Origin of the sequence: Arthrobacter sp. MYb23 (assembly GCF_002979775.1) — a bacterium.
In the GTDB taxonomy this organism is placed as follows: Bacteria; Actinomycetota; Actinomycetes; order Actinomycetales; family Micrococcaceae; genus Arthrobacter.
Genome location: NZ_PCPR01000014.1, coordinates 108,429 through 135,009 on the forward strand (window position 1 = coordinate 108,429; position 26,581 = coordinate 135,009).

Below are 26,581 nucleotides of genomic sequence, written 5' to 3' on the forward strand. Positions count from 1 at the left end.
TCCTGTCACTGTGACCCACGAAACATTGGATGCCGGCGCAACGCTGCCCGCTGAAGCCATCGACGCCATTGAGCGGGCCGCCACGGCCGCTCACCCGCACGAGGAATTGCTCTCCGCGCGGGCCGCCAACATCAAACAGTCCGCGGTCCGGGATGTCTTCGACATCTCCATGCAACCCGGACTTGTCTCCCTTGCCGGCGGCAACCCCTACTTGCAGTCGCTGCCGCTGGAAAAGCTCGGGCAGACCGCCGCCCGCATCATCGCAGAGGAGGGAATGACCGCCCTGCAGTACGGCGGCGGCCAAGGCACCGAAGAACTCCGCCAGCAAATATGTACCATCATGGCGGCCGAGGGGATCAATGACGCTCTCCCCGAAAACGTTGTCATCACTGCGGGATCGCAATCGGCACAGGATGTTGCCACCAAGGTCTTCTGCAACCCTGGAGATGTTGTCCTGGCGGAGAACCCCACCTACGTGGGTGCCCTGAACACCTTCGAGGCGTACCAGGTCCAGGTGGAACCGATTGAAATGGACGACGACGGCCTGGTGCCGGAACTGCTTGAGTCCAGGATCGCGGCACTCCAGTCCGAGGGCAAGAACATCAAGTTCCTCTACACCATCCCCAACTTCAACAACCCGTCCGGCATCACCCTGGCCGAGGAACGCAGGCAGCGCATCGTCGATATATGCCGCGCTGCGAATATCATTGTCCTTGAAGACAATCCCTACGGACTCCTCCGCTTCGACGGCCAACCGATCGCGCCCATGCGGGCCGCAAATCCGGATGACGTTATCTACTTGGGATCGTTCTCCAAGATCTTCGCTCCCGGACTCCGGATCGGCTGGGCCCTGGTTCCCGCCCATTTGCAGCGTCGCTTCTACTTGGCCTCTGAGGCCGTGACCCTTTGCCCGCCGCCGCTGAACCAAATGCTCGTATCGGCATATCTTCGCGAGTACGACTGGCAGGGGCAGATCGACACCTACCGGACCCTCTACGCGGAACGATGCCAAGCACTGCTGTCCGCGCTCGACGAATACATGCCTGCCGGACTCACATGGACACGCCCGGACGGCGGCTTCTTCGTATGGGTCACCCTTCCTGAAGGCGTAGACACGTATCCACTGCTCCGGAAGGCGATCGATGCGGGAGTGGTCTTCATCCCCGGCGCAGCCTTCTCGCCGGCCGACGGACCCTCCAACAAGCTCCGCCTCGCGTTCAGCGCCGTTCCGCCGGATACGATAGCCGAAGGCGTCCGCCGCTTGGCCCCTGTCCTGGCGGAAGCCATTGAAGCTACCACTGAAGGAGCACCGCAATGACCGGAGTTGTGATCGTCGGAGTAGACGGCAGCGAGACGGCAATGAGGGCAGCGAAGGCCGCCCAGCAGTTGGCGATCGGACTTGGAGCCAACCTTCGCGTGGTGAGTGCCTTCGACAGCAACCGGACAGAGGTTGTTGAGATCGGCACCGACAAGTGGATCGTCTCCGATGCCGCCGAAGCTGAAGCCGTGGCCCGCGCGGTAGCCGAGCGCCTGACGGACGACCGCCTTGAGGTGACCTACTCGGCCGCCCGCGGCAAGCCGGGTGAAGCGCTGGTCAAGGAAGCAGAAATCCAGGACGCGCGCCTGATCGTGGTGGGCAATCGTCGCATGCAGGGCTTGGGTCGCGTGCTGGGGAGCGTAGCCAACACTGTTGCGCACACGGCGCCATGCGACGTCTACATCGCCAAGACCGACCAGCCGTAGAGCGAGCTGAATCACGCTGCCGGGTGGGGAGTCTCACCCGGCATTTGGCGTCTTTTGGGCAGGATCCCCGAAGTCATCGTTATAAAATCGAGATGCCCCCAATGGCGCGTGCCACCTCCACTTACTGACTTCAGGGGATCATTTTCTTGCTTACTTTGCAGCCGCGCCAGCGCGTGGGACACGACATCCTGCTTGCCCGCCACGGCAACCACATCAGCACCATGCGCTATGACCGAGGCAACGATCGCATCATCGCCATGCTCGACGACGGCTCCTGGGACAGCGCCCCCAACATGATCTCCCCCAGCCTTGAAATGCCCGAAACATTCGGCAGCGTCTTCCGCAAAGATTGGCGCTTCCTGTCCGTGGCGTGCGTCGCCATGGTTACCCTGGCCGCCGTCGCCATGGGCATCAGCGTTGACATGGCAAACCACATGTCGACGACGGAACTTCAGGCGCTGCTGGTCAGTTACCCGGCGTTCTAGCGCCTTCTCGTTCCTGCGGCTGAGGTCCCGGCGGGAGCGCATCCTCCTCGGCGACCAGGCCGTCGTCGAACGTGAGAGCTACCCGCCCTCCCGGCTTGCGCCTGCGCAACAGGAAAATGACAACTCCTACAGCAAGCCACGCCGCGCCCAGCAGGTACGTAAACCAGGCCAGTGAAGTCCATAGCCAGGCGATGAAGGCAAAGCCCAGCACCGGCATGACCAGGTTGCGTACGGTCCCGGACGTTCCCCGCTTCCGCAGGTCGAAAAACACCACCTTGATGGTTGCCAGGTTCACCACGGCGAAGGCCACCAAAGCTCCGAAATTGATCATGTACACGGCCTGTTCCAGCGTGATGACAAGGGCGATCAAGGACACTGCGGAGACGAGCATTGCCGCGAAATATGGGGTCCGGAACCGCGGGTGCAGCCTTGCCAGGGCACCGGGCAGGATCCCGTCCCTGCCCATGGCGTAGATGACGCGGCTGACGCTCATCTGGGCAGCAGTACCGCAAAGGACCAACCCGCCAAGGTTCACAATCACGAACACCACCATGAGCACATCGCCTCCGGCGCGCTGCATGAGTTCGGTTCCTGCGGCATCGAGGTTGGCGATTGATCTCCACTCGGGAGCGATGAGACTGCCGGCCACGGAAAACAGGGTGTAGCCCAAACCGGCAAAGAGCGTGGACAAGATGATGCCCCGCGGAACATCGCGCTGAGGGTTCCGTGTCTCTTCGGAGAGAGTGGAGACGCCGTCAAATCCCAGGAAGGCAAAGGCCACAATTGCCGCGGCGGCCATCACCGGCGCGATCCCGCCCTCCCCCAAGGTCAGAGGCCGGGCAATACTGCCGAAGGACAGGTCCGGGGCGTTAACCACAGCCAGGACCAGGAACACCAGAATCACCAGAACCGAGGCCGCCACCACCACGATGTTCATCTTCTTGATCCATGCAACGCCAATCACGCTGAAGAGCCCCACCACCAAGAGGCAAAGCAGGACGGCGAGCTGCGGCGCTATGACGGGCACCAGGCTATTGAGATACAGGCCGAAGAGCAGGAAGTTCACCATCGGCAGGAACAAATAGTCCAGCATCATGGCCCAACCCACCAGGAATCCCACTGGGCTGCCGAACGCCCGGGAGGCGTAAGCATAGGCGCCACCGGTAACTGGGACGTGCCTGGCCATCTGGCCATAGCTATGCGCGGTGAACAGCATCGCCACCAGGGCAGCGACGTAAGCGGCCGGTAGATGCCCGTCACTGATCTCGGTCCCCGCACCATAGACAGCCACCACGGACAGGATGCCCATGGAAGTCAGGCCAAAGGTGATGAGCGACGGTAAACCCAGAACGCGTTTGAGCGTAGGGGCCGCTGCCGGGCCATCCATTGCGCTTCTTCCAGTGATGGTCATGGGGTTCTCCTCGATGCGATCCGGGTCACATAAATGAATGTTGTTCATTAGAGTAGGTCGCCAATGGATTCTTGTACAGCTTTGGTATCCCAAAACTTCTGAATGCTTGATCCCCTCCGGACTTCGGTCCGTGAATTGCTGGATTCTTTGCTAATGCTTCTCTGAGTGCGAGATATTTGGTATACCTAAACGAGGACCGCGAAAGGACCCTGATGACTGCACCACCCACACCGATCCGCAATAGGGCCGAGCCGCCCTATGGGAAGGACCTCCTGATCACACCGGGTTTTGTCGACGCGCATATCCACCCTGACAAAACCACCTGGGGCTCTGGCTGGCTATCCCGTGTACCAGCGCAAACACTGACGGACCTCATAGGGAACGATCTCCGGGCACAGCTCGCGTTTCGGGACAGCGTCGAGGACAGGGCCTATGCCTTGATGAGCCATGCCGTCCTTAACGGGACCATGGCCATGCGGGCGCACGTGGACGTGGCGCCGCAAATAGGCCTCAGGAACATCCACGGTGTTCGTGCAGCAGCTGAGCGTTTGGCTCCGTACCTGGAGGTCCAAGTGGTCGCATTCCCCCAGTTCGGCCTGCTCAGCAACCCCGGCACACTTGACCTCATGGAGGCGTCCCTGGCGGAGGGGGCAGACCTCGTGGGTGGCATCGATCCGGCGTCGGTGGACGGCGACCTGCATGGACACCTGGATGCCGTCTTTGCGCTGGCCAACAAGCACGGCAGGGATGTGGACATCCACCTGCACGACGTCGGTGCGGACGGCTTGGCGCAGCTGCGTGTCATCGCTGCACGCACCCTGGCCGAAGGCATGCAAGGCAGAGTCACCGTCGGGCACGGTTTTGCTCTCTGCGACGCCTCACAACCCGATCTTGGCTCTACCTTGGACGCAATGGCCGAGGCAGGAATCTGGATGGCTACGTGCGCCCTTGGAGCCGATCCCGTACCTGATCTGGACCTCTTGGAACGGCATGGGGTCAAGGTTGCCCTCGGCTCAGACGGAGTCCGCGATGCCTGGTCTCCGTTCGGCACCGGCAGCATGATGGATCGTGCGCACTTGCTGGGTTACCGCACAGGAGCCTCCACCGATGCGGAGTTGGAGCGCTGCTTTCGGCTTGCCACGTCAGCAGGTGCAGAGCTCGTTGGATCAGCTGAGGTGAAGAACTTCTCCGGCGCAGAATCCATTGACCGGCTCGAATTCGCTGCGAACTCCATCCCGGAGCTTGTAGTTGACCGACCCGCTCCGCTGAGGGTGGTGCGGGGTGGTGAGGCTGTGGCCCTTCAAGCCTGATCGGACGGCAGTTAGAGCATCCACTCCCGCAGCAGCCACCACAGTCCTGCGATCACAACGCCGCCAAACAACGAGCCAGCAATGACCTGGGCAAGGGTGTGGGCCCGCAGAACCAGCCGCGACCAGCCAACAGCCGGCACAAGGAGCAGCAGAGGGAGCCAGGCCGGCCCGAACATGAGGATGGTGATAACCACTGCAGCCGAAAGCGCCGAGGCATGCCCGCTCATTTTCCAGAACGCGCTGACAACCGCCAGTACCCCGATGCCGCCAATGAGCGCGATGATCATCACCGTGACACCCGCAGGACCACTGAGCAAGTGCAGCACGAGCAAACCAACCAGCACTGACACCAGCGTCATCAAAAGCAGCGCGGGCCGCTGACGGCGGTCGCTGACATGGTGGTCCGTGATCCTGCCCAGCTTCACCATCACCAGGACATACGCCAGCGGAAGGACGCAGACGAACATCGCCGCGAGCAGCCCGAACCATAGGGTCCCTGGGAACCCGGGTTCCGTCGCAGGGCTGATCAGCAGAAGGACCAATACAACAACGGGTGGCTGGAAAACTTCCGTCAGCACGCGGGCAACCTTGCGCCACGGCCCCGTCACCAGCTGAGGGGGCAGGTGGCCTGGTTCCCCTGTTGCCGTCCCGCCGCCCGCTGCCGTTCCGCTGACTGTTGGCCCGCTGCCAGCTGTACCGCTGCCTGAGCCGGGCAGGGCTTTCTCGTCAGTCAAGCAGGAGTGCCGGTTCTTCGAGAATGGAGGCCACGTCCGCCATGAAGCGCGCAGACAAATCACCGTCCACCACGCGGTGATCGAAGGAACCGCCAAGAGTAGTGATCCAGCGCGGGATGACCTCGCCGTCCAAGACCCACGGCTTCTGCTTAATGGTTCCGAACGCAATGATGGCTACTTCGCCCGGGTTGATAATGGGCGTTCCTGTATCAATACCGAGCGCGCCGATGTTGGTGACAGTCAGGCTTCCACCCTGCATCTCAGCCGGCTGCGTCTTCCCTGCCCTGGCCTTGGTGGCCAGCTCATTGAGGGCCAAGGCCAATTCCTTGAGGGACAGATCCTGGGCATCCTTGATATTGGGGACCATCAGGCCACGCGGAGTTGCGGCGGCAATGCCCAGGTTCATGTAATGCTTCACCAGGATCTCAGCACCACCCTTGCCGTCCGCGTTATCCACCCAGCTCGCGTTGACGCTGGGGTTGCGTGCCGCTGCCCAAATCACTGCTTTGGCCAGGATGAGCAGCGGTGAAACCTTAATGCCTTCGAAGTCGCGTGAGACCTTCAACCGCTTAACAAATTCCATGGTCCTGCTGGCATCCACATCCACGAAAATGCTGACGTGAGGAGCCGAGAAAGCTGAATCCACCATGGCCTTGGCGGTGGCCTTGCGCACTCCCTTGACCGGCATCCGCTCCACGCGCTGATCCTGCGGCTTCTTGGATGCCCCCCAGAAGCTGTCCGCTTGGTCAAGCTCAGCATCACGCTGGGCTTGGTAGCTCACCAGGTCCTCGCGCGTCACTTCACCACGTTGGCCGGTGGCCACCACATCAGCGAGGTCGATTCCCAGATCGCGGGCGAATTTGCGGACTGGAGGTTTTGCAAGGACCTTGTTGACCAGGCCACTAATGGTTCCGCTGATAGCGGCGCCGCGGGAGGCAGCAGCCAGCGGCGCTTCGGCTGTGACGGGTTGCGGTTGAGCGACGGGCACTTGGCTGGGAGGCGTCTGGGTGACGGGCGCGACGCCGGCGTGGGCCGCCGTCGTGCGGTGTGCAGCAGGAGTTTCGGCGGCCTTGGCTTCCAGTACTGCCTGGTGGTCCTGGACAGTACCTTCTGCATTCTCGGCGATCGTAGCTGCCTCAACCACCGACCCGGCCGGGCGTTTCCGCGCGCGGCGCTTGACGGCGTCGGCCTTGGGTCCGGAACCGACCAACGGTCCGCCGGCCGGACGGTTGTCGTCGCCGTCGTCGTCGGCCGGCAACTTTCCGTAGAGGGGCATTTCGACGGCGGGTGCCTCCGGAGCTACCGGCGTCACCTGTGCGGCACCGTCATCCTGACCTTCCGAAACAGCGATGATCGCCGTGCCGACCTCCACCGTAATGCCTTCCTCGACCAGCAGCTCAGTGACCGTGCCCGCAAAAGGCGAAGGGAGCTCAACGAGGGACTTGGCGGTCTCGATCTCGCACAGGACATCGTTGATGGCAACGACATCGCCCGGCTTGACCTTCCAAGCCACTACCTCGGCCTCGGTCAGGCCTTCGCCAACGTCCGGCAGGTTGAATTTCTTTACAGTCACAGTGGTCCTCGATTTCCGGTTACCCGGCAGCGAAGCCGGGCTGGATCAGGGCGGTTAGTAGGACGGCGGTGAACAGGCGGTCCTGGTGGAACCGGCAGTTCTAGTAGGAAGATTTAGTAGGACAAGGAGCGGTCGAGTGCCTCAAGGATCTTGTCGATGTCCGGCAAGTAGTCCTCTTCCACCTTGGCGACCGGGTACGGCATGTGGAAGCCGCCAACCCGAATGACAGGAGCCTCCAAGTGCAGGAACGCACGTTCGCTGATGCGTGCAGCAATCTCGCCGCCGATGCCACCGAAAGTGGGGGCCTCGTGGGCCACAATCAAGCGGCCCGTCTTCTTGACCGATGCTTCCACGGTGTCGAAGTCCAAGGGCGAGATGGAACGGAGATCGATGACTTCAATGCTCCGTCCGTCCTCCGTGGCGGCGTTGGCGGCCGCCAGTGCGACCGGCACCAGCGGGCCATAGGCCACGATGGTTGCATCAGCGCCTTCACGGACAACGTGCGCTTTGAAGGGATCTTCGGAAAGACCGGCGTTCTCGACATCCACCTCACCCTTGAGCCAGTATCGGCGCTTGGGTTCGAAGAAGATGACAGGGTCTTGGCACTCAATGGCCTTCTGAATCATCCAGTAGGCATCATGCGCGTTGGACGGCGAAATGATGCGCAGGCCCGCAGTGTGGGCGAACAGCGCTTCCGGGGATTCGGAGTGATGCTCAATGGATCCAATGCCGCCGCCGTACGGAATGCGGATAACCACGGGAACGGTCAACTTGCCAAGGCTGCGGGCGTGGATCTTGGCCAGCTGGGTGGTGATTTGGTTGAAGGCCGGGTAAACGAAGCCGTCGAACTGGATCTCGCACACCGGCGAGTATCCGCGCAGGGCCAAGCCAATGGCGGTGCCGACGATGCCGGATTCAGCCAACGGGGTGTCCAGGACTCTTTCGTCGCCGAACTCTTTGATCAAGCCATCGGTGACACGGTAAACACCGCCCAGGTGTCCGATGTCCTCGCCCATCAGCAAGGACTTGGGGTTGTTCGTCAGCGATGCCCGGAGACCCTCATTGATGGCCTTCGCAATGGTCATTGTTGCCATCAGTTAGCTGCCTCCTGGTCGCTTTCAAAGCCGGCCGAGTATTCCTCGAACCACGCAAGTTCTTCCGCAATCAGCGGGTGTTGTTCGGCGTACACGCTGGCGAAAGCGGCGCGGATATCCGGGACCTCGAGGCCATGTGTTGTGCTGCGGACGTACTTGGCGAGTTCATCGCCGTCGGCCTTTACTTGGTCGAAGAACGCTTCGTCCGCCAGCCCTTCGGTACGCAGGTACTTCTCCAAGCGGTCCAGCGGATCCTTCTCGCGCCAGGCAGCTTCTTCCGCGGATTCCCGGTACTTCGTGGGGTCATCGGCAGTGGTGTGTGCGCCCACCCGGTAGGTGTAGGCCTCAATGAGCACAGGGCCCCTGCCTTCGCGGGCGTGTTCGAGTGCCCACTCTGTAACGGCATGGACAGCTATGGCATCATTGCCGTCCACCCGGATACCAGGGAAACCGTAGCCCTTGGCACGGTTGGCCAACGGAACCTTGGTCTGGACCTCGGTGGGTACGGAAATGGCCCAGTGATTGTTCTGGCAGAAGAACACCACCGGAGCGTTGTACGACGCAGCGAAGACCATCGACTCATGGACGTCGCCTTCAGAGCTTGCGCCGTCGCCGAAGTACGCGATTACGGCTGCCTTGGGTTCTGTGGAATCAGTAGCGGCGGCGAGCTTCTGGTCCCTTTGGATACCCATGGCATAGCCAACAGCGTGGAGGGTCTGGGCCGCGAGAACCAAGGTGTAAAGGTGGAAGTTGTTCTCCCGCGGGTCCCAGCCGCCGTTGGAGACACCACGGAACTGCTTGAGCAATTCAGCAAGGTCCACGTTGCGGACCAGGGCGACGCCGTGTTCGCGATAGGTGGGGAAAATATAGTCCTGCGACTGGCTTGCGTGGGCCGAGCCGATCTGCGCGGCCTCCTGGCCGGTCAGCGGCACCCACAAGGCAAGCTCACCTTGGCGTTGCAGTGCCGTGGCTTCCTGGTCAAAACGCCGGATCCTCGCCATGTCTGTGTAGAAAACACGGAGCTTCTCGGGATCGATCCGCTTGGCGTAGTCCGAGAAGACAGGATCGGAACCCAGGGTCCCGTCAGGTCCGAGCAACTGCACCATTTCTACTGGTTCGCCTGGCGCGGCTGCTGCCGCGGTGGTTGCCGCGAGAGTTTCTTCCGTCCCGGGGGGCAGTTGTGTCGAGCCCATTCCGTCTCCTTGCTTGCCATGGCGGGGCGCCGGGCAATATCTGTCGCTGGGATATATGCCCGTTCCGGAATGCATTCCGGAACGGGCATATATTTTGGCTTTCGTCCCTTACTTTATCGGCAGTAAGTAGCGTTGGCGCATTTGTTAACCGCTAGGAACCTTGCGGAGCCTTTGTATAACCTGCACAGAGATCCAAGAACCGGGTGTTGGCTTCCACCTCGCCAATGCTGACTCGTACACCCTCGTTTCCAAAGGCACGGACAGACAAAGCCCGTTCGGCCGCCAAGGCAGCAAACTCCGCGCTGTGCTCGCCAAGATTCAACCAAACGAAGTTGCCTTGAGCCTCTGGAACGAACCAACCAAGCTCCCTCAGGCCAGCCGTCACGCGATCACGTTCATCCACCAGGCTTTGTACCCTTTCCACAACCTGATCGAAATTCTCGATGGAAGTAACGGCAGCTCGCTCCGCAATTTGGGAAACGGCGAACGGAGTGGCAGTGACCCGGAGGTGCTGGGTAAGCACGGGACCGGAGACACTGTAGCCAACGCGCAGGCCAGCCAGGCCGTGCGCTTTGGAGAAGGTCCTCAGCACCACAACATTGGGGTAATCGCGGTAGAGCTTGATCCCGTCTACGGCATCCGTGTCCCGTACAAACTCTTGGTAAGCCTCGTCGATGACCACCACCACGTTGGGCGGCACTGCCTGAATGAAGCGTTCCGTTTCCTCAGCCGTGAGGATCGGCCCGGTGGGGTTGTTCGGCGTGCACAGGAGGATCACTTTGGTGCGTACGGTCACTGCGGCAGCCATGGTCTCGAGGTCATGGCGCCCGTCCGGCAGCAGTGGGATTTGCACACTGGCCGCCCCAGCGAGTCCCACACAGATGGGGTAGGCCTCGAAGGAGCGCCAGGCGTAAATCACCTCGTCCTGCTTACCGTCGTCATTCTGCCCGGCAAAGGTGGCCAGAATCTGGTTCAGCGCCCCCAGGCTGCCTGCACCGGTGACGACATCGTCAGCCGGAACATCCAGGAAGCCAGCCAAGGCGTTGCGCAGCTTTGTGGCCAGCGGGTCCGGGTAGCGGTTGATGTCTGTCTGGTCTGCGATCGCCTGCAACACTGCAGGAATCGGAGGCAGGGGGTTTTCGTTGGACGACAATTTGTAGCTGGTGAGGCCCTCAATCGCAGCGGGGGGTTTACCAGCCGCATATTTTGGGAGCCTGTCCACGACCGGACGAGGGATGACGCCCTCCGGTACGTTGTCAGTAGTAGTCATGGCTTCAAGCCTACTTGCCCATCCACGGCTGACACCGAGCTCTTTAACAGGCGTGTGTGAAACCATGGGTCCATGGGTTCATTCATCATTCGTGTCCTGATCAACGGGCTTGCCCTGTGGGTTGCAACCTGGCTGCTGAACGGCATGGATATTTCAACCAGCGCCACCGAGTCAGCCGCAGCCAACGCCGGACTCACCCAGGGCGCGGACACCGCCGGCATTGTTCTGGCGTATCTGTTCATCGGCCTGATCTTCGGAGTGGTCAATGCGTTCGTCCGTCCCTTGGTGAGGCTGTTGTCCCTTCCGGTGACCATCCTGACGCTTGGCCTGTTCACCATCGTGATCAACGCAGCAATGCTGTACCTGACGGCATGGCTGAGCACATTCACACCTGTGCACCTCACCATTGACTCCTTCTTCTGGACAGCAATCCTGGCGTCCATCATCATCAGCATCATTTCCATGGTGGCGGGCCTCATTCCGGGCGCAAAGAAGCGGTAGCGTCACCTTGCGCCGGCCGAGGACCTTGAATCCGGGAGATTTGGAATCCGAAGCGTTCCTCTACGGTCCGGCAAGGGATCACGCTTCAGTTTGAACCTGGTCACTTTGACCGCACCGCCAGCACCCACGATTCCTGCAAATGCTGTTGCCGAAGCCGCCAGAGAAGGATCGCGGCTCGCAACGACCAATTCTGCTCCTCTCGCATAGTTCTCCTGACCGTGTCCTGGCCCGATACCGGGATCTTGTCCCTCAGGAGACTTCACTTCATCGGTCAGCGTGACTGTCACCCTGTCTTTTGTATCCGCGTTCATCCGGCCGTCCGTTCCAGGGACCCAGTCCTGAACGTGTTCCAGATGGAGTGAGCTGATTCCGGGCTCAGGCGTGATGTCTCCAACAGGGGCTCCTGCTGTCAGCACATACTTCAGGTCGAATTCGCTGAGAAACGCTTTGTTCCGGCTCAAGTTCATGGCGTGAATGCCACCCTGGCTGTGTCCGACAGCCACCACTTGGTCACCCGCTTCGGCGCCCGCCTCACGGAGTGCTTGGCCGACGGCCGGCACAACTTCTTCGGAGTCGTAGCCCACTGCCTCGCCAATTCCTTGAATGTCAAAAGGATTGGTACTGGGTGAGTCGGGCTGGGTTCCCGGGATGAGCACCATCCATGAAGCGGAGCCGTTGGCTTCAAAGCCAATGACTTCAATCTCGCCGTCGTTGAGGGAGTGAAGCCTCTCCAGACGTCGGAGACTTTCTGCCATCGTCGGCTGCAAGACCTCGGCGTTCTCATCCACCTTTTCGACGCTCACCCGGCGGGGCTGGTAGGCGGCCAGCAGTGGCGAATCAAGAACGAGGTGGACAATGTCCGCCGCCTTATAGCCGTTGGGGATGCTGCGGTTGTAGTTTTCCTCCGAAATGTCCCGTCCCAGCACGAAAAGGCCATGTGCGCCGGAAAGCGTATATTGATCATGGTCCAATTCGTGTGGCCTGGCATTCCTGGCCTCCGCCTCCACATAATCCCGGTGGCTGGCTCGCACGTCCGCGGCGACCTTCACCAATTCCTGCCGGACCTTTCCTACTTCCTTTGCGCTCATGGCCACAGCGTTGAGGGCGTCGCAGCCAGTTCTATAGGAGTCGTAGAGAAAGGGTTCCAGGCAGTCTTGAACCTGACGGGCTTCGTTTTCAATGCCCACGAGTTGCTGAACCAGTTCATCCAGCGTTCCCGCTCCCCTGAGGAGTTCCTCAAGCTGAAAAGACATTCCTCCCACCCCTCCCCTGATACTGAGGATTCCGTCACTGGCGGGTTGGGATGGCTCTGGTGCAGTGCCGGCCCCGATAGGAGCTGAATCTGCCATCACGGACCCCGTTCGCTTGAGACTGAGACGCTTTGGGAGTGACGAAGGACCAGGGCCACTGCCGCCTCCACCGATTCGCGTGCACGCATCAGTGCTGAGGCATGCAGGGCAATGGTTGTCCTGTAGGCCCGGCCCGCAGGAGAAAGCCAATCATCAACTTGCGCTCTTCGGAGGGACGTAAGAACCGTGTCCACTTGGTCCACGCACGATTGCATTCGCCATGCCAGTCTCTGGACTTCGTGGCTTCGGGAAGCACACTCCAGTGGATCAAAAGTGGGCGGGTTGGGTGCAGGCATCAAGCCGACGCTCATTGTCTGTGTACTCCATTGATTGTTCTGCTGATGGGTAGGCTCGACGCTACGGAGCAGCAGAACCCAACGGAAGTGCCGCCGTCGTCTATGTGGATAACCCCATCGGCCGTCCACATAGCCTCGTCATCGACTCCATGGCCCCGCGCGGAACATGAAAGAATAGACCTCATGGCTGAATCCCTCCGCGTGTCCCTCGCTTCCGAACCCCTCGCCCTTGGCGCCCTTGACGGCCGCTACCGTGCCGCCGTCGCGCCCCTCGTGGACTACCTGTCCGAGGCAGCACTGAACCGCGATCGCGTTCACGTTGAAGTTGAGTGGCTCATCCACCTGACCAGCCAGTCCGTTGTGCCGGGTGCCGGCCCGCTGTCCGACGAACACGTGGCCCGGCTGCGCGCCATCGTTACCGAATTCGATGCCGCGTCTGTTAACGAACTCGCCGAAATCGAAGCAGTCACCGTCCACGACGTCAAAGCTGTTGAGTACTACATCGGCCGCCGGCTGCCCGCCATCGGCATTGAGAACCTCACTGCTCTGGTCCACTTCGGTTGCACGTCCGAGGACATCAACAACCTCTCCTACGCTGTGGGTATCAAGGGTGCCGTGGAAGATGTGTGGCTGCCCAACGCCACCGCCCTCGTGAAGCAGATCGAAGCCATGGCCGAAGCAAACCGCTCCGTGCCCATGCTGTCCCGTACGCACGGCCAGCCTGCCACGCCCACCACGCTGGGCAAGGAACTAGCTGTTATTGCGCACCGTTTGAACCGCCAGTTGGCGCGCATCGCCAAGACTGAGTACCTCGGCAAGATCAACGGCGCCACCGGAACGTACGCAGCCCACGTGGCTTCAGTCCCGAGTGCCGACTGGGAAGCAGTCGCGAAGACCTTCGTGGAAGGCCTGGGTCTCACGTGGAACCCCCTCACCACGCAGATCGAGAGCCACGACTGGCAGGCCGAGCTGTACGCGGACATCGCGCGCTTCAACCGCATCCTTCACAACGTCTGCACTGACATTTGGAGCTACATCTCCATCGGTTACTTCCGCCAGATTCCGGTTGCCGGGGCCACGGGTTCCTCCACCATGCCGCACAAGGTCAACCCGATCCGCTTCGAGAACGCCGAAGCCAACCTGGAGATCTCCAACGGCCTCCTGGACACACTGGGCGCCACCTTGGTCACCTCCCGCTGGCAGCGCGACCTCACCGACTCCTCCTCGCAGCGAAACATCGGTGTCGCCTTCGGCCACTCGCTGCTCGCCATCTCCAACGTAGCCAAGGGCTTGAAAGCCCTCGACGTCGCAGAGGAAGTCCTCGCGGGCGACCTCAACACCAACTGGGAAGTCCTTGGTGAAGCCATCCAGATGGTCATGCGTGCCGAGGCAATTGCCGGCGTCGAAGGGATGGAAAACCCCTACGAGCGCCTCAAGGACCTCACACGCGGCCAGCGCGTGGACGGCGCCCGCATGCAGGAATTCGTTCAGGGTCTTGGCCTCTCCGCAGACGCCGAAGCCCGCCTGCTCGCCCTGACCCCGGGCAAGTACACGGGTATCGCGGACAAACTGGTGGACCACCTGCAGTAAGGATCACCTGCAGTACTACTGCACGCTCAACGACGGCGGGCCAGGGCTGGATGCCCCGGTCCGCCGTCGGCGTTTAATGCGACGTGAACGTTTAGTCGGTTGGGGGCAAGAGCGCTCCTTCCCAGTTGCTTTGCTTGGCATCCCGTCCGAGGACTCGAAACACGGCGTGTCGGGCTGTTCCTGGACTGCGACGACTGATTGGCTGGAACAAACCGGGCAGGAGCGCTGGAAATCTGGGATTTGAGCTTGGCCTGCCCAGCCCCCGGATCATTCACGACGTAAGGAGCGGAGCACCCAATGAAGCTCCTGTTGATCAGGCACGGACAGACACCCGGCAATGTGGCTGGCCAGTTGGACACCGCCTTCCCTGGCCCGGGGCTGACTGAGTTAGGTGAACGCCAGGCGGCCGCCCTTCCGGAGGCGCTGGCTGACGAGGCAGTCGAAGCCCTGTACACCTCAACCTTGCTGCGTACCCACAGGACTGCCGCTCCGCTTGCGAAGACCACGGGATTGGAGCCGATAATCCTGGACGGGGTCCATGAGATCGAGGCCGGCGCACTGGAGAAGAAAACTGACCACGAATCCCACCTCCGTTACATGAGCACCGTTTTCGCGTGGACGGATGGTGACTTGGAAGTTCGCATGCCCGGGGCTTTCAACGGCCACGACTTCTTCGCCAGATTTGATGCTTCAGTCCAGCAGGTTGCGGCCGCGGGGCACTCGACGGCGGCAATCGTCAGCCATGGTGCTGCGATCCGCTGCTGGGCTGGGCGCCGGGCAACGGACATCGACACCGAGTTCGCCGAAACGCATCAACTCCCCAACACGGGAATGGTCGCGTTGGAAGGGGACCCGGAAGGCGGATGGAGGGTGCTTCATTGGGACCAAATCCCTGGTGGAGGTATGGCACTGGCAGACCAAACAGCCGACGACCCCACGGGCGAGGCACTTCGGCCCTGATTCCGGTGCCGGTTGCGGCGGATCACCTGTTCCAGCCGTTGCGGGGCCCGCTTTGCGCGCCAACTCCGGGGCGGGGGACGCACAACGGGCCCCGCAACGCTGGAACGGCCTGCAATTCTCCCGACGCTTACGCGCAGGAAACACCGCGGTAACCACAGCTGCCTAGGCTTAGTACGCATAGACACCTCCCCGAAACCCGGCGAAAAGAGGCAACGATGCAAACCAACCCACGGCTCAACATCCGGCAGGTAACTTGGGCAAACCCCGTGGGCGCAGACCTCCGCGCCGCACAACAGGCAGAGCTCGACGCGAGGTTCGGAACCACCGACCACGAACCTGGACCCCCGCCGACGGAAGCGGACACGGCAGTTTTTGTGGTGGCCTACGAGAAGTGCTCCGGCCAACCTTTGGGATGCGGCGGGTTGAGGATGCTGGATGAAAACACCGCCGAAATCAAAAGGCTGTACGTGGTCCCCTATGCCCGGGGCTCGGGAGTGGCCAGCTCCATCCTCGCCGCGCTCGAGGCGCAGGCTCATTCCCACGGGTTCACGGTGATCGCAGCTGAGGCCGGATCAGCCCAATCGGACGGCAGAAGCTTCTACGAGAGCGCAGGCTTTGCCTCCGTGCCGAACTTCGGCCCTTACGTCGGTGCCAGCGGGTCGTACTGCTACTCAAAACGGATCGACTCACACAGTGCCTCCCACACGGCGATGGCCTAACGGAGGGGACCGGCCTAGGGTTCGGGCGCAACATCAAGCGAAGGTTGCGCCAGTTCGATAATCTCGGATTATGGAAAAAGCAGACATCACCTTCCGCACCCGCAAATGGGTGCGGCCCGAGGACCTCAATGCCAACGGCACACTCTTTGGTGGCAGCCTGCTGAAATGGATCGATGAAGAGGCCGCGATCTACGCCATCCTCCAATTGGGCAATGGGCGTGCCGTCACCAAGTACATTTCCGAGATCAACTTCGTCAGTTCCGCGGTCCAGGGTGACTTGGTGGAGATGGGCTTGACCGCGAAGCGCTTCGGCCGCACGTCCTTGACCATGCGCGCCGAGGTCCGCAATATGATCACCCGCGAAGCAATCCTGACCATCGAGGAAATCGTCTTCGTGAATCTCGGGCCCGATGGCCGCCCGCAACCGCACGGCTACACGGAGATTACGTACGACCGCGACCGCATCCCCACGCACCACCTGACTGAAACGCTCGACGAAGACTGAACCACGCGCCGTCGGGCGCTCTATAACTGCCGGCACCGGACATCATTGCAGGTACCGGAACACAGTCCAGGTGCGGGAATTCAGGCAGCAGTCGGCGGTATGCCGCGCACTGAATGTCGCCTTCCGGCCAACCCCTGCCGAGCGGAACATGGCCTTGCCCCCACATGCGAGGCAGACCAACTGCTGCCTGCGTGGCTCCTGCCAGTATTCGTCGAGGTTATCGAAGTCCTCGGCATCCCAGTCTTTCCGGTCAGCGAGGCACAGTGCCCTTCTCATCGGTTGCGGCTTTCGAGTAGTAAACAGCGCTTATACGGGTGCTGGCGGCCGCGATGAACGCGGCCGCCAGCCTATATATCCGGTGACGGGAGTGTGTGTCACCGGAACTTGTGGGGCGCCTGAAACGAGAGGGTCAGCGCCTGCAGAACGTCAGCGCCTGCAGAACATCAGCGCCGGTCGAACGTGAGCCCGCCGGGGACCTGGAACGTCGGCATGAGTTCGAGCATGCCCACGTTCACGTGACGCGGCGTTTCGATGGCGTAGTCCAGGGCATTGACGATGTCGTCCGTGGTCAGCGACTCGTAGCCCTCGTAGTAGGTCTGCCAGGCCTCTTCCATGGCCTCCGGCGTGCCGCCCATGTTGCGTCCGAAGATCTCAGTCTCCACGCGGCCCGGGCAGATTTCGGTGACGCGGATGCGCTTGCCGACGGTGTCGTTCCGGAGCTGGCGGGAGATCTGGTGCACGGCGGCCTTGGTGGCGTGGTAAACCGTGTGACCGTAGAAGTTGTAGACCCCGGCGATCGAGCTGATGTTGATGACATGGCCGAGGTCGCGCTCCACCATGCCCGGCAGGACCAGACGGGTGAGCTGCAGCAGGCCGCGGAGGTTCACGTCCACCAGCTCGTCAATGTCTTCTTCGGACGAGTCCAGGATGTTGCCCGGCCGGGAAACCCCGGCGCAGTTGACCAGGACGTCCACCTTGAGGTCATTCACGACGGCGGCCAGCGCGGCTGTGTCGGTCAGGTCCACTACGTGCGGGATGGCTCCGGTGCGGTCGGCCAACTCGGCAAGGCGTTCCTCGTTGCGGGCCACTGCGTGAACGGTCAGTCCGCGCTTGGCAAGCCGCTCGGCAATGGCTGCACCCATACCGGTTGATGCTCCGGTGACGAGGGCGGTGGTGTAGTCAGAAAAAGACATTGGGTTCTCCAAAAGGTGGGGAATCGGTGGGGCAGAGTGCGCCGGGCTTGGAAGCACGGCGCACTTGCCGGAGGTTGGTGGAGGCTAGGCGTCGCGCAGTGGCTCGTGGGCGCGGTCCTTGACCGTGCTGACCGCGATGAGCGTTCCGAGCGCCGTGATGACTGCGTAGAAGGCCGGCATGTAGATGTTGCCGGTGCTGCCGATCAGCCAGGTCATGAGCAGCGGCGCCGTGCCGCCGAAGAGGGCCGAGGAGATGTTGTAGCCAAGGCCGTAAGCGGAGTAGCGGACACGGGTGGGGAACAGTTCAACGATCAGGATGTGGATGACTGCGGTGTGGCCGGCAAAGACGATGGCCATGATGCAGGCGCCCAGAATGGCCAGGCCCATTTGACCGGTGGCAATCAGGGCGTAGGACGGGATGCCGAGGACTGCCATGGCGATCGCGGAACCGGCAATGACCTTCTTGCGGCCAACGCGGTCGGACAGGGCGCCCATGAAGGGGATGGCGATGCAGATGACCACCAGGCTGCACGCCGTGACCAGGAGGGCTTCACCGATGGTGAAGTTCAGCTGCTTGCCCTTAAGGAACGTGGGCATGTAGGAGAACAGGACGTAGTAGCCGGAGCCGTTCATCAGCGGGATGAAGAGGGCCAGCAGCATGGCACGGCGGTGTTCCTTGGACTGGAATGCTTCCTTGAGCGGGTTCTTGGAGAGGCCGCCCTCTTCCTTCAGCTTCTCGAAGTTGGGCGTATCGCTGATGGCCTTGCGGATGTACCAGCCGATGATGCCCATGGGGATAGCGACCAGGAACGGGATGCGCCATGCGAACGAACCGAAGCCGCCGCCGTCGATCGCTGCCTGGGTGAGCCACGGCGACATTGAGTAGGCCACCAAAGTACCGGTGAGCAGTGCTGCGAAGGAGGCGATCTGTGCGTAGGAGGTGATGATGCCGCGCTTGCCTTCAGGTGCGTGCTCAGCGAGGAAGGTCATGGCGCCGGCGGCCTCGCCACCCACCGAGAAGCCCTGCAGGAGACGCAGGAGGACCAGCAGGATGGGGGCTGCAACGCCGATGGCCGCATAGGGAGGCAGCAGACCGATACCGGCTGTGGCAACGCTGATCAGCAGGATGACAAAGACCAGGAGCTTTTGCCTGCCGATCCGGTCTCCGAGGTAACCACACACCACAGCGCCGAGGGGACGGACGAAGAACGAGACCGCGTAGCCGGCGAACACGAAAAGCAGTGCATTGTCCGGGTTGCCCGGCGCGAGGAAGACGAGGGCCAGTGTTCCCGCCATGAAGGCGAAAATGCCGTTGTCGTACAGTTCCACGAAGATGCCAACACAACCTGCGGTGACAACCTTGCGGGTTTGGCGGCTGGTGAGCCGCTCATGCTGCACTGGCGCAGCGTTGGTGCTTGCGGTCATGACTTTTTCCTTACTGAGATGAGCGTAGCAACGCCTACTGGTCTGACGACAGGGTTATTAGCTGCATGCCGCAACTGGTAGGTCCTGCCACTGGGGACGGCATCCGATGCCGAGGAGTCCGAAGACGGTGTTGACGGATTCACGGAGGGTTTCAAGCTGGGCCCGCGAGCGCCGGTGGGTGGCAGTTGCTTCTGCCACTGTGGTTTTCCGAAAACGGACTTTGTCCCCTGGCCTTGCTTGGGCCAGGACATCCAGTCCGGTGCTGGTGACTACTGCGAGGACCGGATACCCGGCGGTGACGCCGCGGCCCCGGTGCAGAACCAGCAGCTCTTCCCTTGAGGGAACCTCGACGGCGCCAACTGGCACTCCGCGGGAAAGGACTTCTCCGTTTGAGGTTCTTTCCGGAAGTTCCCCGCCGAGCCGCAAGCCGATGTGGTTGCTGCGGCCGCTGACGGCGTATTCCGAGGTAAAGAGCAGTTCACCGGATGCGCCGAACTCGGCGACGTCCGGCCCGTCGGTCACATCGACCAACAAGTCTGAGTCCATGCGGGGCCGTTCAAGGCCCAGCCGGAAGAGCGGAAGATCAAAGTACGGCTGCCGAACGGGGCCAACACTCTTGCGGGTCAGGAGGCTGGTCCCTTCTTTGAGTTGCAGCCCGAACCCCACCACGGTGTCCGGGGCTACACTGCCCAGCAGTGTCTCTGCCTCGATGGAGCCGTGGATCGCCAGGTACGCGCGAAGGCCGCGGTTGATCCCCCGGATGGACACTGTTTCACCGGCACGGACTGAGATCGGTTCCCATTGGCTGGACGGGCGGCCACCAACAGTGAGTGTGAGCGGAGCACCGGTGACGGCGATGAGGATGTCCGTGGTGGCCTTCATCCGGAAGTCGAGCGCCGTGATCTCCACCAGGGGGTGGTTGTCCTGGTTGCCTGCCAGGATGTTGGCGGCACGGGCCGAGTACTGGTCCAGTGCGCCGTTGACGGGAAGGCCGAAGCGGGGGCCGCGGGTCCTGCCAAGGTCGGTGACAACCGAGTTGCCGGGCTGCTGGATCAGGATTTCGCCGCTCATGGCCGAGCCCCTGATTTCTCACGATCCACGTCCGCCAAAACCAGTCCCTGCGGCTCCAATTCCAAACCCTGGTACTGACCGAAGTCTTCGGCGCGGATCTGCCGGAACCGGAGGATGTCACCAGGTTTGTACGGCACCAACGGTTCTCGGCGGATGTTCAGCACTGACAGTGGGGTCTGTCCAATGACGCACCAGCCTCCGGGAGCCACAGCCGGAGCGATGACTGCTTGGCGGCCGGCCACTGCCACGGCACCAGCGGGAACGCTGAGCCGGGGGTCCTTGAGCCGCGGCACGGGCTTGGGGAATGCCGGGCCGTCCATCATGGGCGAGCCTGCGGGCGCGCCCAGGCAGCGAACGGTGTAGGTCTTTTCGGTGTGGAGGCGGATGACGTCGTCCACGGAGATTCCCTGGTGCTGGGCAACGCGCTCCAGGTCGGGGCCGAATTCCCCTCCGTAGACCACGGGAACGTCGAACTCCCGAGGGGCCGTCGCGGACCCGGCGGAACGTCCGAGTTCCAGGAGGCCCAGCTTGACGAACGCCCGCACCTGGCGTGCGGAAACGAGGATGGGATCAAACTCAACCAGCACGGAGTCATAGGTGGGAACTGCGCCATGCAGCCCTTCGGCGCCGCAGTCCTCCAGCCAATCGGCCAGCCCGTGGACGGTCAGCCAGTTGTGTTCGCTGACCTCGGAGATCGCGACAACACGCAGTGCGGAGTCGCCGGATTCGTAGATCTCGGTAGGGGCCGCTGCAAGAACGGACATGTCAGACCGCCTTCCTCTTGGCATCCATGACCTCGGCCAGCGGGGCGATGCTGACGCCGGCGGAGATGAGCTCGGACCGGATCCGGCGCGCCAGCTCAACGGCGCCGGGGTTGTCTCCGTGAAGGAGGACGGTATCGACGTCGATGTCCATGTCCACGCCGTTGGCGCAACGGATCTTGCCATCGATCACCATACGAAGCGTGCGGTCCACGATCTCTGCGGGATTATGAAGCACAGCCCCGGGCTGGCTGCGGGGAACCAAGGTGCCGTCTTCCTGGTAGGCCCGGTCCACGATGCCAACAATTGCAACGTCCAGCCCGGCAGTGCGTGCAGCAACGGCCAGTTCGCCTTCCTGGGCCACCACAATGAGCTCGTTGTCCACGCGGGCCGCGGCGTCAGCCACAGCTTGGGCGTAGTCGGCGCGGACAGCGACGAGGTTGCCAAGCCGGCCGTGCGGAGCGATGTGCGTGACCTTGGTGCCGTGGAAAGACGCGAAGCCGTGCAGGGCACCCAGTTGGTACAGGACATCGTTTTGCACTTCGGCGGCAGTAAGGCCCATGTCGCGCCGACCGAAGCCACGCAGGTCCGGGAAGCTCGGATGAGCCCCGATGCCTACTCCGCGGCGAACGCATTCGGCAACAGTGGTGGCCATGATGTCCGGGTCACCGGCATGGAACCCGCATGCGATATTGGCGCTTGAGACGATGTCCAGGAGTTCGGAATCGTCGCCAATGGTGTAAGCGCCAAATCCCTCTCCAAGATCCGCTACAAGATCAATTGTCGGGTTCACGTGGTTCTCTTTCCATGGCTTGTCTTGGGATTCCGGGAATTCACAATTTATCCACAAAAGGATGAGTTGAATTTCCGGTAAATGTCGAACGTCAATGGAATCCCAAAGCGTCGACTGAAGTTCTTTCCAAAAGTCTCGCACCGGTCAACCACGTTGCACAAAGACCTAATAGCTATCCCGTGATAGCTCTCCGTTATGACCTGCACCACCCTGTACTGTGTCTTGGGTCCCACAGGCGCCCGGATAGAATTTTCCTAACGCATGCCACCCGGGGACGTGGCCCTCCAGGAAGGCAGACCGATGGATACGCGCAAGCTCTCATACTTCGTGCAGATCGTTGACTCAGGCAGCATCACCAAAGCTGCGGCCGCGCTCCACGTGGCCCAGCCGGCCTTGAGCCAGCAGGTATCGGCACTGGAGAACGACCTCAAGCAGCGTCTGCTGATCCGTAGCAAACAAGGCGTGGAACCCACCGCGGCCGGGCACACGCTTTACCGTCACGCGCAGTCCATCCTGCGGCTTGTTGAGCAGGCCAGGCAGGACGTCGCCTCCTCCGGAGCGGCACCCTCAGGCCGCGTCTCCATAGCGATCGCACCGTACAGCATGGCCTCCAGCCTGACGCCCCAGATCATCAGCGAGGTGGGGCGGCGCTACCCGGACATCGTGGTCCATCTGACGGAGATCTTTGGCGGCGTGTTGAGCGAGGCTATCAAGAACGGCCGCCTGGACATGGCGCTGATCTACGAGCCCGGGAAAATCCGCGGAGTTCAGTTCACCACCATGATTGTGGAAGACCTTCACTTGGTGGTGCACCCGGCTGTGGACATCAACCACGGCAAGGACACCATCACCCTTGCCGAAGCCAGCACCGTGGGGCTGTTCCTCCCGGAGAAGAACCACACCCTGCGGCAGCTCATCGAGAAGGGCTTGTCCGAGCAGGATCTGCCCTTGAAACTGGTGGGAGAAGTGGAATCCGTCCCCTCCCTCACCCGGCTCATCCGCGCCAACCTTGGCGGCACCGTGTTGCCCAAATCAGCTGCGGATGCGCTCTTCCCGGACCAGGACTTCAAGGTGCTCCGGATCATGGAACCCGGCCTGCAGAGCAAGATCGCCCTCTGCACTCCGGACCACGAGCCACTCTCCGAGGCCGCCTCTGCTGTGTTGCTGGTGGTCAAGGAAATGCTGCATCAGCAACTGATCAACAAGTACGGAACGGACCCAGTGCAACTGCCGGCCCATCCATAACAAAGCCTTATCCGGACAGACGGCTTTGGTCTTATTCAAGACCGTTTTAATTTCCTAATATCGAATTAGCAAACAATTCGAAACCAGCTCACGGATTCCGCGGGCAAGCTCAAAGGAAACAACGGTGAAAAAGATCAGCACAGCCGGATGGGTATCGAATCCAACCCGCGGAACAGTCAGCGCACGGACCGGATTCCATTGCCCTCGGAATGGTTTTTGGCGTCCGATCGGAGGGATCGGCGAGCCGCTGTTCGTCTTTGAAGGCAGCCTGATGCCCACGCACGCAGGAAACAGCATCGAATGGCACTTGGTGGACACCCGGCCCGGGCACTCCGGACTGGACTGAGCGCGAACCGCTCAACCCGGCCACCCGCCGTCGTACGTCAACACAAGCTGCAGCCCCCAAAGGCGCCATGCCCCGCAGAGACCTCAGAGTCCCGGGCAAGGCGCCTTTTCCATGTCGGTAAGCACACGGTCGGCAAGCACGCGGCTGCTGCGAAAAGAGCACGCCAAAGGGGCCGGCCACCTCGCCCTTCGACGATGCGTGCCGACCCCTTACGAACGAGCCCCCAGGCGAACGGTCAGTCCTCGACCAGGAGGCCCTTTTCCTTGAGCTTCTCCGTGAGGCCGCACAGCTCAATGGTGTTGCCGCCGTCGTGGTACAGCTTGATGAGCTCGCGCTCGTGGTCGTCGCGCGCCTGCGACAGGGCGATGACTTCCTCGGCCTCTTCGCGGCGGACCACCACAACACCGTCAGCGTCGCCGCGGAGGATGTCGCCGGGGTAAATGATCTCGTCACCGAAAACGATCGGGTGGTTGATGGGGCCGAGTGTTTCCTTGACAGTGCCCTTGATGCTGACGCTGCCTGAGAAGACGGGCAGGCCGAGCTCGATCAGGTCCTGGGTGTCGCGGACGCCGGAGTCGGTGACCATCCCGGCGATGCCCTTGGCTTTCATGGCGTTGCCCAGGACGTCGCCGAACGTGCCGGCCTCAGCCATTTCCTGCGCGCCGACCAAGACCACGTCGCCGGCCTGCGCGTAGTGAATGGCAACTTGGAGCATGAGGTTGTCCTGCGGAGCGCAGGCGACAGTCACGGCCGGGCCGCAGAAGGACATGGAGCGGTCGATCGGCTTGATCTTGGAGCTCAAAGCGCCGCGGCGGCCTTGGGCTTCGTGGATTGTGGCTGAGGAAAAGGCGGCGAGGCGGCTGACGACGTCTGCGTCGGGGCGCTCGAACTTTGTCTTGACGTGGATCATTTTCGGGTTCCTTCAGTTTTTTGGGGGGGCTAGTTGAGGGCGTTGACGGCATCGCGGATGGAGTCCACGCCCGCGTTGATGGTCTCCAGCGAGGTGGCGAAGGAGATCCGGAAGTAGGGGCCGAGTCCGTAGGCCGAACCCTGGATGACAGCCACGCGGGCGGTGTCCAACAGGTACAGGGTGAAGTCCTGGTCGTTGTCGATGACGGAGCCGGACTGGGTAGTCTTGCCGATCACGCCACTGCAGTTCACGTAGGCGTAAAACGCCCCTTCCGCCGGCGCGACGGACAGTCCGTTGATGGCATTGAGGCCCTCGACGGCGGCGTCCCGGCGCTTGCGGTACACCTCCACGCTGTCGCGGACGAAGGACTGATCCCCGTTCAGCGCCGCCACTGCGGCGGCCTGGCTGATGGACGATGGGCACGACGACGTCTGGGACTGCAGCTTGTTCATGGCCGCAATCAGGGGAGCCGGACCAACACCGTAGCCGAGCCGCCAGCCGGTCATTGCGTACGCCTTGGAGACGCCGTTGACCAGCAGGATGCGGTCTTTGAGTGCCGGTGCGGCGGTGACCAGGCTGGTCACGCGGCCATCGCCGAAGTGAATTTCGTCGTAGATCTCGTCCGTGAGGATGAAGACGTGCGGGTTTTCCTCGAGGACCGCGCCGAGTGCCTGCAACTCCTCGCGGGTGTACACGGCGCCGGTCGGGTTGGACGGGGCGTTGAGGATGAGCCACTTGGTCTTGGGGGTGATGGCCTTTGCCAGGGCGTCCGGAGTGAGCTTGAAGCCTGTGTCCTCACCGCAGGCGACGATCACCGGGGTGCCGTCGTTGGCAAGCACCATGTCCGGGTAGGAAACCCAGTACGGCGCGGGGACAATCACTTCGTCGCCTTCATTGAGCGACGCCATGAGTGCTACGTACAGGACCTGCTTGGCCCCGCCGCCAATGGTCAGCTGGTTCCGCTCATAGTGGTGACCGGTGTGGCCCTCGATCTTCCGCAGGATGGCGGTCTGCAGCTCGGGAGTACCTGTCACGGAGGTGTACTTGGTCTCTCCGTTGTTGATCGCCTCGATGGCGGCTGCCTTGATGTGGTCCGGGGTATCGAAGTCCGGCTCGCCGACCGTCAGGTCGATGATCGGGATGCCTTCGGCTTTGAGTTCGCGGACACGGGCGGCTGCGGCGACGCTCGCTGAGGACTTGATGCGGGTGACCCTCGACGCCGGCAGGTAGTGCGGCATGTCTCCTCCAGGAATGTGGGACTCAGGACGCGCGGATTCGCGTATCTCCTTTTTCGAGACTAGGGATTCGCGCGGCCTGTGGATAAGACCTAATGTGCGTGGATCTATAAGGGGCTCTTATGACGCGGGTCTCTTTTTGGGGTTTCAGCACCCATTCGACGCACAGGAGGCGCACGGACACGCCCCGGGGCACTTCTTCCATGCACTTTGCTTATGGGTTCACGCGGTATTGGTATTTCCTTGGACCGGTGAACACTGCCTAGATTCGAGGGATCAGAAGCGCTGTTCCGAAACTGAAAGGGAGCCAATGACAGCCCAAGCAGGGTCAGCCCCCGCTGTTTCATTCCAAGCCCGCTCGGCCACCGGACGGTATACCTACCGGGCCAAGGCTCCGCGACCGCAGCCCACGGATCGTCCGCAGTCCACGGATCGCACGGATCACGCCAAGTTGGCGCGTGCCCTCGGAGTGCACCGGCAACTGCTGTCCCACGCAACGAGCGCCATCCGTACCCTGACCGCTGCCAGGAACGAGCTGATTGCGCAGGCGATTGAGGATGGGCTCACCATCGCCACTGTTTCGGCGGCTACAGGGGAGAACATGAAGGCGGTCAGGACCATCGCTTTGGCTTATGACGATCTCCACCCGAGCGGACTCCCCCGCAGCGTCCATTTGTCCGCAGTGAAGCAGAAGAGCGACGAACTCAGGGCCGCCGAACGTCATCGGACCCAGATCACCGAACGACGCGAAGCCCTGATTGTGATGGCCGTCCGCAACCACGTCTGCGACGACCTGGAGCTCGCCTCACTGACCGGCCTCACCCCGGACCACATCCGCCGGTCATCGCGGGGAATCGCCCGCCCCGCCT

At 61.9% G+C, this 26,581-nt stretch carries 25 protein-coding genes and 1 pseudogene; 12 read left to right on the forward strand and 14 right to left on the reverse strand.

The genetic code is table 11. The features are described 5' to 3' along the window. Positions 1–10: 10 nt before the first annotated feature. The 3 genes from CQ020_RS15015 (at position 11) to CQ020_RS15025 (ending at position 2,228) form a co-directional block, all read left to right on the forward strand. Positions 11–1,318, forward strand: a complete 1,308-nt coding sequence (locus CQ020_RS15015) for a PLP-dependent aminotransferase family protein (protein WP_105692580.1) — start codon at positions 11–13, stop codon at positions 1,316–1,318. Further along, a complete protein-coding gene (locus tag CQ020_RS15020; protein WP_024818561.1) occupies positions 1,315–1,743 on the forward strand; it encodes a universal stress protein in 429 nt (142 codons plus the stop codon). The genes CQ020_RS15015 and CQ020_RS15020 overlap by 4 nt, the downstream gene beginning before the upstream one ends. A 173-nt stretch (positions 1,744–1,916) precedes the next feature. Further along, positions 1,917–2,228 carry a hypothetical protein gene (locus CQ020_RS15025; protein WP_105692604.1) on the forward strand — a complete coding sequence of 104 codons (312 nt, stop codon included), beginning with the start codon at positions 1,917–1,919 and terminating at the stop codon, positions 2,226–2,228. On the opposite strand, the gene CQ020_RS15030 is transcribed toward CQ020_RS15025, so the two are convergent. Beyond that, positions 2,209–3,639, reverse strand: coding sequence for an APC family permease (locus CQ020_RS15030; protein ID WP_105692581.1), 1,431 nt, complete (start codon positions 3,637–3,639; stop codon positions 2,209–2,211). The two genes, CQ020_RS15025 and CQ020_RS15030, sit on opposite strands and share 20 nt — an antisense overlap. Positions 3,640–3,851: 212 nt before the next feature. On the opposite strand from CQ020_RS15030, the gene CQ020_RS15035 reads away from it, so the two are divergent. Then, the gene (locus CQ020_RS15035; protein WP_105692582.1) at positions 3,852–4,949 is read left to right on the forward strand and encodes an amidohydrolase; all 1,098 of its coding nucleotides are present in this window, start codon (positions 3,852–3,854) and stop codon (positions 4,947–4,949) included. 11 nt (positions 4,950–4,960) lie between these two features. Here CQ020_RS15035 and CQ020_RS15040 read toward each other — a convergent pair whose 3' ends face one another. The 5 genes from CQ020_RS15040 to CQ020_RS15060 form a co-directional block, all read right to left on the reverse strand. Further along, a complete protein-coding gene (locus tag CQ020_RS15040; RefSeq protein WP_105692605.1) occupies positions 4,961–5,557 on the reverse strand; it encodes a phosphatase PAP2 family protein in 597 nt (198 codons plus the stop codon). Positions 5,558–5,675: 118 nt separating this feature from the next. Continuing rightward, positions 5,676–7,256, reverse strand: coding sequence for a dihydrolipoamide acetyltransferase family protein (locus CQ020_RS15045; RefSeq protein WP_105692583.1), 1,581 nt, complete (start codon positions 7,254–7,256; stop codon positions 5,676–5,678). Positions 7,257–7,369: 113 nt separating this feature from the next. Then, a complete protein-coding gene (locus CQ020_RS15050; protein ID WP_105692584.1) occupies positions 7,370–8,350 on the reverse strand; it encodes an alpha-ketoacid dehydrogenase subunit beta in 981 nt (326 codons plus the stop codon). After that, positions 8,350–9,543, reverse strand: coding sequence for a pyruvate dehydrogenase (acetyl-transferring) E1 component subunit alpha (pdhA, locus tag CQ020_RS15055; protein ID WP_105692585.1), 1,194 nt, complete (start codon positions 9,541–9,543; stop codon positions 8,350–8,352). The genes CQ020_RS15050 and pdhA overlap by 1 nt, the downstream gene beginning before the upstream one ends. Before the next feature lie 151 nt (positions 9,544–9,694). Next, complete coding sequence (locus CQ020_RS15060; protein WP_181151896.1) at positions 9,695–10,813, reverse strand: histidinol-phosphate transaminase; 1,119 nt, start codon at positions 10,811–10,813, stop codon at positions 9,695–9,697. 72 nt (positions 10,814–10,885) lie between these two features. Here CQ020_RS15060 and CQ020_RS15065 point away from each other — a divergent pair, with 72 nt between their 5' ends. Then, positions 10,886–11,314, forward strand: a complete 429-nt coding sequence (locus tag CQ020_RS15065; protein WP_024818570.1) for a phage holin family protein — start codon at positions 10,886–10,888, stop codon at positions 11,312–11,314. A gap of 2 nt (positions 11,315–11,316) precedes the next feature. Here the strand turns inward: CQ020_RS15065 and CQ020_RS15070 are convergent, their stop codons facing one another. Continuing rightward, positions 11,317–12,567, reverse strand: coding sequence for a hypothetical protein (locus CQ020_RS15070; protein ID WP_258141903.1), 1,251 nt, complete (start codon positions 12,565–12,567; stop codon positions 11,317–11,319). Between the two features lie 575 nt (positions 12,568–13,142). Between CQ020_RS15070 and purB the strand changes: the two genes are divergently transcribed. The 4 genes from purB (at position 13,143) to CQ020_RS15095 (ending at position 16,733) form a co-directional block, all read left to right on the forward strand. Then, positions 13,143–14,549 carry an adenylosuccinate lyase gene (gene purB / locus CQ020_RS15080; protein WP_105692589.1) on the forward strand — a complete coding sequence of 469 codons (1,407 nt, stop codon included), beginning with the start codon at positions 13,143–13,145 and terminating at the stop codon, positions 14,547–14,549. Between the two features lie 297 nt (positions 14,550–14,846). Then, positions 14,847–15,509, forward strand: coding sequence for a histidine phosphatase family protein (locus tag CQ020_RS15085; RefSeq protein ID WP_105692590.1), 663 nt, complete (start codon positions 14,847–14,849; stop codon positions 15,507–15,509). 215 nt (positions 15,510–15,724) lie between these two features. After that, the gene (locus CQ020_RS15090) at positions 15,725–16,228 is read left to right on the forward strand and encodes a GNAT family N-acetyltransferase (protein WP_105692591.1); all 504 of its coding nucleotides are present in this window, start codon (positions 15,725–15,727) and stop codon (positions 16,226–16,228) included. A gap of 70 nt (positions 16,229–16,298) precedes the next feature. Beyond that, positions 16,299–16,733, forward strand: a complete 435-nt coding sequence (locus CQ020_RS15095; protein ID WP_011776502.1) for an acyl-CoA thioesterase — start codon at positions 16,299–16,301, stop codon at positions 16,731–16,733. A 443-nt stretch (positions 16,734–17,176) separates the two neighbouring features. Here CQ020_RS15095 and CQ020_RS15105 read toward each other — a convergent pair whose 3' ends face one another. The 5 genes from CQ020_RS15105 to CQ020_RS15125 all read right to left on the reverse strand — a co-directional run bounded on the left by CQ020_RS15105 (position 17,177) and on the right by CQ020_RS15125 (position 21,976). Continuing rightward, positions 17,177–17,926 carry an SDR family oxidoreductase gene (locus tag CQ020_RS15105; RefSeq protein ID WP_024818576.1) on the reverse strand — a complete coding sequence of 250 codons (750 nt, stop codon included), beginning with the start codon at positions 17,924–17,926 and terminating at the stop codon, positions 17,177–17,179. A gap of 84 nt (positions 17,927–18,010) precedes the next feature. After that, positions 18,011–19,351: an MFS transporter gene (locus tag CQ020_RS15110; protein WP_105692593.1), complete on the reverse strand. Its 1,341-nt coding sequence runs from the start codon at positions 19,349–19,351 to the stop codon at positions 18,011–18,013. A 57-nt stretch (positions 19,352–19,408) separates the two neighbouring features. Further along, positions 19,409–20,422 (reverse strand): biotin-dependent carboxyltransferase family protein, encoded by a 1,014-nt coding sequence (locus CQ020_RS15115; protein WP_105692594.1) that lies wholly within the window; start codon positions 20,420–20,422, stop codon positions 19,409–19,411. Beyond that, the gene (locus CQ020_RS15120; RefSeq protein ID WP_105692595.1) at positions 20,419–21,186 is read right to left on the reverse strand and encodes an allophanate hydrolase subunit 1; all 768 of its coding nucleotides are present in this window, start codon (positions 21,184–21,186) and stop codon (positions 20,419–20,421) included. The genes CQ020_RS15115 and CQ020_RS15120 overlap by 4 nt, the downstream gene beginning before the upstream one ends. A gap of 1 nt (position 21,187) precedes the next feature. Then, complete coding sequence (locus CQ020_RS15125; RefSeq protein WP_105692596.1) at positions 21,188–21,976, reverse strand: LamB/YcsF family protein; 789 nt, start codon at positions 21,974–21,976, stop codon at positions 21,188–21,190. Positions 21,977–22,276: 300 nt separating this feature from the next. Between CQ020_RS15125 and CQ020_RS15130 the strand changes: the two genes are divergently transcribed. Further along, positions 22,277–23,221, forward strand: coding sequence for a LysR substrate-binding domain-containing protein (locus tag CQ020_RS15130; protein ID WP_105692597.1), 945 nt, complete (start codon positions 22,277–22,279; stop codon positions 23,219–23,221). Positions 23,222–23,345: 124 nt separating this feature from the next. Further along, a complete protein-coding gene (locus tag CQ020_RS15135) occupies positions 23,346–23,567 on the forward strand; it encodes a hypothetical protein (RefSeq protein ID WP_024818582.1) in 222 nt (73 codons plus the stop codon). Between the two features lie 235 nt (positions 23,568–23,802). Here CQ020_RS15135 and CQ020_RS15140 read toward each other — a convergent pair whose 3' ends face one another. Together CQ020_RS15140 and CQ020_RS15145 are read right to left on the reverse strand one after the other, a co-directional pair. After that, complete coding sequence (locus CQ020_RS15140) at positions 23,803–24,477, reverse strand: 4-carboxy-4-hydroxy-2-oxoadipate aldolase/oxaloacetate decarboxylase (RefSeq protein ID WP_024818583.1); 675 nt, start codon at positions 24,475–24,477, stop codon at positions 23,803–23,805. A gap of 29 nt (positions 24,478–24,506) precedes the next feature. Next, positions 24,507–25,715 (reverse strand): aspartate transaminase, encoded by a 1,209-nt coding sequence (locus tag CQ020_RS15145; protein WP_105692598.1) that lies wholly within the window; start codon positions 25,713–25,715, stop codon positions 24,507–24,509. Positions 25,716–26,022: 307 nt separating this feature from the next. Here CQ020_RS15145 and CQ020_RS24525 point away from each other — a divergent pair. Continuing rightward, positions 26,023–26,581 (forward strand): annotated as a pseudogene (locus tag CQ020_RS24525) (hypothetical protein); the annotation flags it as partial.

Excerpts from the sequence above, each read along its gene's own strand:
- CQ020_RS15020 (WP_024818561.1), top strand. The coding sequence starts at position 1,315 with ATGACCGGAGTTGTGATCGTCGGAGTAGACGGCAGCGAGACGGCAATG.
- CQ020_RS15030 (WP_105692581.1), bottom strand. The coding sequence starts at position 3,639 with ATGACCATCACTGGAAGAAGCGCAATGGATGGCCCGGCAGCGGCCCCT.
- CQ020_RS15035 (WP_105692582.1), top strand. The coding sequence starts at position 3,852 with ATGACTGCACCACCCACACCGATCCGCAATAGGGCCGAGCCGCCCTAT.
- CQ020_RS15050 (WP_105692584.1), bottom strand. The coding sequence starts at position 8,350 with ATGGCAACAATGACCATTGCGAAGGCCATCAATGAGGGTCTCCGGGCA.
- pdhA (WP_105692585.1), bottom strand. The coding sequence starts at position 9,543 with ATGGGCTCGACACAACTGCCCCCCGGGACGGAAGAAACTCTCGCGGCA.
- CQ020_RS15060 (WP_181151896.1), bottom strand. The coding sequence starts at position 10,813 with ATGACTACTACTGACAACGTACCGGAGGGCGTCATCCCTCGTCCGGTC.
- CQ020_RS15065 (WP_024818570.1), top strand. The coding sequence starts at position 10,886 with ATGGGTTCATTCATCATTCGTGTCCTGATCAACGGGCTTGCCCTGTGG.
- CQ020_RS15070 (WP_258141903.1), bottom strand. The coding sequence starts at position 12,567 with ATGTCTTTTCAGCTTGAGGAACTCCTCAGGGGAGCGGGAACGCTGGAT.
- purB (WP_105692589.1), top strand. The coding sequence starts at position 13,143 with ATGGCTGAATCCCTCCGCGTGTCCCTCGCTTCCGAACCCCTCGCCCTT.
- CQ020_RS15085 (WP_105692590.1), top strand. The coding sequence starts at position 14,847 with ATGAAGCTCCTGTTGATCAGGCACGGACAGACACCCGGCAATGTGGCT.
- CQ020_RS15090 (WP_105692591.1), top strand. The coding sequence starts at position 15,725 with ATGCAAACCAACCCACGGCTCAACATCCGGCAGGTAACTTGGGCAAAC.
- CQ020_RS15095 (WP_011776502.1), top strand. The coding sequence starts at position 16,299 with ATGGAAAAAGCAGACATCACCTTCCGCACCCGCAAATGGGTGCGGCCC.
- CQ020_RS15105 (WP_024818576.1), bottom strand. The coding sequence starts at position 17,926 with ATGTCTTTTTCTGACTACACCACCGCCCTCGTCACCGGAGCATCAACC.
- CQ020_RS15110 (WP_105692593.1), bottom strand. The coding sequence starts at position 19,351 with ATGACCGCAAGCACCAACGCTGCGCCAGTGCAGCATGAGCGGCTCACC.
- CQ020_RS15115 (WP_105692594.1), bottom strand. The coding sequence starts at position 20,422 with ATGAGCGGCGAAATCCTGATCCAGCAGCCCGGCAACTCGGTTGTCACC.
- CQ020_RS15120 (WP_105692595.1), bottom strand. The coding sequence starts at position 21,186 with ATGTCCGTTCTTGCAGCGGCCCCTACCGAGATCTACGAATCCGGCGAC.
- CQ020_RS15130 (WP_105692597.1), top strand. The coding sequence starts at position 22,277 with ATGGATACGCGCAAGCTCTCATACTTCGTGCAGATCGTTGACTCAGGC.
- CQ020_RS15140 (WP_024818583.1), bottom strand. The coding sequence starts at position 24,477 with ATGATCCACGTCAAGACAAAGTTCGAGCGCCCCGACGCAGACGTCGTC.
- CQ020_RS15145 (WP_105692598.1), bottom strand. The coding sequence starts at position 25,715 with ATGCCGCACTACCTGCCGGCGTCGAGGGTCACCCGCATCAAGTCCTCA.